Annotated in this window: 5 protein-coding genes and 1 pseudogene; 3 read left to right on the plus strand and 3 right to left on the minus strand. The window is 68.6% G+C overall.

Annotated features, from left to right (window positions below):
- On the minus strand, positions 1 to 605 hold a 605-nt coding region (locus OZ10_RS19640; protein WP_039566741.1), incomplete at its 3' end, for an FHA domain-containing protein.
- A 235-nt stretch (positions 606 to 840) separates the two neighbouring features.
- Here OZ10_RS19640 and OZ10_RS19645 point away from each other — a divergent pair.
- The 3 genes from OZ10_RS19645 (at position 841) to OZ10_RS19655 (ending at position 3,175) form a co-directional block, all read left to right on the plus strand.
- Complete coding sequence (locus OZ10_RS19645; protein ID WP_039412646.1) at positions 841 to 1,116, plus strand: polyhydroxyalkanoic acid system family protein; 276 nt, start codon at positions 841 to 843, stop codon at positions 1,114 to 1,116.
- Positions 1,117 to 1,281: 165 nt separating this feature from the next.
- On the plus strand, positions 1,282 to 1,839 hold the full coding sequence (locus OZ10_RS19650) for a phasin family protein (RefSeq protein ID WP_039412647.1): 558 nt from the start codon (positions 1,282 to 1,284) through the stop codon (positions 1,837 to 1,839).
- 349 nt (positions 1,840 to 2,188) lie between these two features.
- A complete protein-coding gene (locus OZ10_RS19655; protein ID WP_039412649.1) occupies positions 2,189 to 3,175 on the plus strand; it encodes a restriction endonuclease in 987 nt (328 codons plus the stop codon).
- Between the two features lie 281 nt (positions 3,176 to 3,456).
- Here the strand turns inward: OZ10_RS19655 and hutC are convergent, their stop codons facing one another.
- The gene (gene hutC, locus OZ10_RS19660; protein ID WP_039412650.1) at positions 3,457 to 4,233 is read right to left on the minus strand and encodes a histidine utilization transcriptional repressor HutC; all 777 of its coding nucleotides are present in this window, start codon (positions 4,231 to 4,233) and stop codon (positions 3,457 to 3,459) included.
- Positions 4,211 to 4,714 (minus strand): annotated as a pseudogene (locus OZ10_RS19665) (formimidoylglutamate deiminase); the annotation flags it as partial. The gene hutC and the pseudogene OZ10_RS19665, both read right to left, overlap by 23 nt.

Consider the following 4,714-nt stretch of genomic DNA (forward strand, 5'->3'; position numbering starts at 1 on the left):
GCATCGAACACGACCTGGTCGCCGGCCTGCAACCAACCATCGCGCACCTGCACGCCATTGATCCAGCTGCCCTCTTCCGACCCCAGGTCGCGCATCAGCACGCGGTCGCCATGGCGTTCCAGGCGCGCGTGCTGGGCGGCGAACGCCGGGTCATCGATGACGATGTCCGACGCCGGGTCGCTGCCGACCAGGCGTGAGCGGTCCAGGGTGAAGCTGCGTCCGTGGTGGCGCCCGCCCAGCCCGCGCAGCAGCAGGCAAACTTCGCTCAGGCCGGCATTGTCCTCCGGCGCATCGTTGGCCGGCGCGCTCGACGGCGCGCTGCGCAACAGCATCTCCACACCGTCGGCGTAGACCGCATCGCCGGGACGCAGCAAGGCCATGCGCCGCACCGGGCGTCCGTTGACGTGGATGCCGCGGATGCCATTGGCCACCTGCAGCCACAGGCCACGCTGGTCCAGGCAGAACTGCGCCAACAGCAGCGCACCCTGCGCATCGGCGACCACCCGCACGCTGCCGGAGGCATGACGGACGATCCGGTGGACGCCGGGCGTGAGGGAATGATCCGGCTGCTGCCGGTGGGTGAAATGAACTTGCAGGTCGCGCACCCGCCGCAGCCTAGCAGGTTTGCCGCCAGCAGCGGCCAACCCGGCACTCTGCACACCGCCGGAGAGCGGCGTCAGGCTGTTGTGCAACGAGGCCTACGCGCTGGAAATGCGCGCATCGGCACCGACGCAAATGTCTCCACGATGCCGCCTGGAGCGCGGCGCGAGCGGCCGCACTTGGAGCCGGACGCGCGCATGCGCACAATGCGCGCCTACTTTCGTCTCACCCAGGCAGCTCATGTCCAGCATCGATATCCGCCACGACCATTCCCTGCCGCCGGCCCAGGCCCGCGCGGCGATCGACGAGGCGGCGCGCAAGCTGACCGATCGCTACGGCGTCGCCTCGCATTGGGAAGGCGACACCTTGCGCATCGCCCGTGCGGGTGTGGATGGCGCGATCACCTTGCTGCCGCAGCAGGTACACGTGACGGCCGAGCTCGGCTTCCTGCTGTCGGCCGTGCAGCCGATGGTGGAATCGGAAATCCGCCGCCTGCTGGCAGAAAAACTCGCCTGAGCCAGCGCTGCGCGCAGGTTTGCCGCTTCAGCGCCAAGTCACCCGCCCCGCATGCGATGGGCGGATGCTTGGGCCAGGCCTGATCGGGTGGCGCTTCACCTGCCCGATGCAGGACCGGCACTAGGGTGAACGCAACGTCACTTTGGCAACCGACAGGAGCATTCCATGACGACCGGATACGACCAGAACGGCAATCGCGACCACACGGCGTCGGGCTTCCAGGCCCAGGCAGAGCAGATCTCGCGCCGGCTCGGCGAATCGGCGCAGACCGTGTGGCTGGCGGGACTCGGCGCGCTGGGCCGCGTGCAGAGCGAAGGCGGCAAATTGTTCGACTCGCTGGTGCGCGAGGGCGCTGCCTACGAGCGCACCGGCCAGCGCAAGGCGGCCGAAGGCGTGGACGAGCTGCGCGAAGAAGTGGAAACCCAGTTCGAGCAGGCACGCGATACCGCAGTGCGCGGCTGGGACAAGTTGGGCAAGGCCTTCGACGAGCGCGTCAAGGGCGTGCTGCGCACGCTCAACATCCCCGAGCAGGAAGAGCTGGAAACACTTCGGCGTGAAGTGGAATCGCTGAAGGCACAGGTGCGGGCCAATACCGCCGCGACCAAGCGGGCCAACCGCACGGCCAATCAGGCCGCGCAGGCTGCCAGCAGCGAGACGACCAGTGCAGGCACCACCGCCGGCACCTCGCAGACCGGCAATACGGCGGCTTTCGACGGGGAGTGAACTGCGGGAAGGGGTCGGCTTGGTGCACGGGATGCAGGGCGTCGCACCGGCGCCCGTCGACAGTTGCCGTCCTGCGCAGCCAGGTCGCCCCGGACCGCACCGGGGCCATGCGATAGCCGCCCCGTCACCGTGTTGCAAAGCAGCATGGTTTTACAGACAATCGGGAACGACCCGCCAGTCCTGTATCACGAAGTCCGTTTGCTCCCCTCCCCTCACGGCTTCGGACTGGCGGGTCTTTCGTTGCCTGGGTCACGGCTCGTGACATCGCCGCCCGCGATCCATTGACGAATCCGGTACGAAGGATTCTTCTAGGCACATCGACTCGTAATACGCGCCATCCCTTCGCTTGATGCTTATGCCTTCCTGGATCCTGGCGCTTGTGGCTGCACTGCTGCTCTGGTTGGCGGTGTGCGCTTACTTCTGGCTGGTGCGGCGTCGCGCCAACGAAGCCGACGAAGGCATCCGTGCCCTGGCTGCCCTGCACTGGCGCGACTTTTCCGCGGTGGTGCTGCGGGTGCTGCAGGACCAACGCGGCTGGCAACCGACCCAGCTGCCGCAGGATGGCCTGCCCACCGCCGATTTCATGATGCAGACCGATCACGGCACCCGCCTGGTGGCCTGCAAGCACGGCCGCGGCTATCGCATCGGCGTGGCTGCGGTGAACGAACTCGGGGCGATGGCACGGCTGGCCGGCGCTGGCGGCGGGGTGATGGTGACCGAAGGCCGCATGGAGCGCGAAGGCCTGGCTGCGGCAGACAAGCAATCCATCGAAGTGCTGGACGGCACGCGCCTGTGGCCCTTGCTCAAACGCTATCTGCCGGGCGATGTGGAGACCCGCGTGGTGACCCTGGCGCGGCGGCGCGCGCTCCGCCACAGCGTCATTGCCGGTGCCGCCCTGGTCACGCTTGCCCTGGTGGCGGTGCAGGCACTGCGCCCGCTCGAGCCACACCCGGCACCGCCCGCTGCGGCTTCGCGGGTAAGCGCAACGCCGCCGAGCCCTCCCGCTGCGGCCGCCATGAACGCTGCACAGCCCGCAGCGCCGGCAGCGCCAGTCGGCGCCGCGACGGCAACCAGCGCTGAGCCGGATGCCGAGACCCTGCAAAGCTATCGGCGCGAGGTGTCCAGGGCATTGGCGCAGACGCCGGGCCTGGTGCGCGGGATCTGGATCACCCAGGCGACGCTTGCGGTGGATCGTGCGGTGGACGACAGCACGGCATGGCCGCTGATCTGCCGCGAACTGCAGCGTTACCCCTATCTGCGCACGGTGCGCGTGCAGCTCAACCCCCGACCGGGCGTGGACGAGCCGGTGCGCTGGCGACAATGCACCACGATCTGATGCGGGTGGACCGCTATGGTCTGCCACCCCGCCGGTATATATCGAGACGCCGGACGTGGGCACGCGCAAGTCCAGTCGATCTCACACTGATCCCCGCTGGGCTTAGCTGGGCGACTGCGACGCGCCTCCCGTCATCGCGCGTGCAGCGACCCGCCATTGATACGACAACTGGGTCAGGAGCCGGGCTCTGGAAGCCGCCGTGCACACCGGCGTTGCAGCGACTGCGTTCTGCAACGCGATAGGCCCTACACGGGAGGGGCGCGCGAGGCTCCTGTACAGCGTCAGCGCATGCCCGGCGCAAACCGCGCCACCAGATCGTAGGAGCCGCCCAGGAACAGCTGGCGCACATAGGTCACCGGTTGCTCGCCACGCCAGGTGTGGCGGTCGATCACCAGACAGGCCGCGCCTTCGTCCACCTGCAGGCTGCGTGCCTGCGCGGCATCGGCGCTGACTGCGCTGATGCGGTGTTCGGCACGCGTCCATGGCACGTTGCGCAACAGCCAGCTGCCGGGAGCGAGCGTGGTGAATGGCTGGTCCAGGGCCTCGGGCACGGTGGTGACATCGATCACCCGCTGTTCCAGCGCAAACGGGCTGCCATCGGCCAGATGCAGGCTGTCCAGCGCGAGCAGCTTGCCGATGCTGCCCAGCGCGCGCTCCTGCGGCACGCGCGGGCGCACGTTGCGCAGCCGCCGCGACAACAGCGAAAACGTGTAGCGATGTCCGCGGGTGGTCATCTCCACTTCGATATCCGGGATCGACAGCGCCACCTGCTCCAGATGCGGATGCGGGCGCGCCACGAACGAGCCGGTGCGGCGGCGACGCTCGATCATGCCGGCGTCGGCCAGCAGGCCGAGCACCTTGTTGACGGTCATACGCGAGCAGCCGTACTGCGCCATCAGTTCGTGCTCGGGCGGGATGCGGTGCCCGGGCGGCCAGTCGCCGCTATGAATGCGTTGCTCCAGATCCTGCCGGATGCGGTGGTGCAAGGTGCCGGGCGCGGCGATGGGGGTGGCGGTCAAAGCGGAGGTCTCCCGGTCAGACCTGCATTGTGCGCGCATCGGCTCCGTTGCCCAGCACTGTGCGCAACACCTGTGCGAACCGCGCAGCGATGCGTGCGCGGTCGATATGCCGACCATCGCGCACCACCGCACGCCCGGCGCGCCAGACGCTGCGCACCGCCCCCGCACGTGCGGCGAACACCCAGCTGTCCAGCAGCGCGTCGTCGTCACGCGCGAGCAAGGCCGGGTGCGAGGTCTCCAGCTCCACCAGATCGGCCGCGGCGCCTGTCTGGATTCCGTGCACCACACTGCCCAGTGCCTGTGCCGCCCCCCTGCCGGCCTGTTCGTACAACCAGCGCCCGCTCGACACATCGGCGGGCGCCAGCACGTTGCGCGCCTGCACGCTGAGCCGCTGGCCATATTCGAGCAGGCGCAGCTCCTCGGCGGCATCGATCAGCACATTGGAATCGGAGCCCACACCGAAGCGGCCACCCGCGGCGGCGAACAACTGCATCGGGAAGATCCCATCGCCCAGATTTGC

It is taken from the genome of Xanthomonas cannabis pv. cannabis (genome assembly GCF_000802365.1).
GTDB lineage: Bacteria > Pseudomonadota > Gammaproteobacteria > Xanthomonadales > Xanthomonadaceae > Xanthomonas > Xanthomonas cannabis.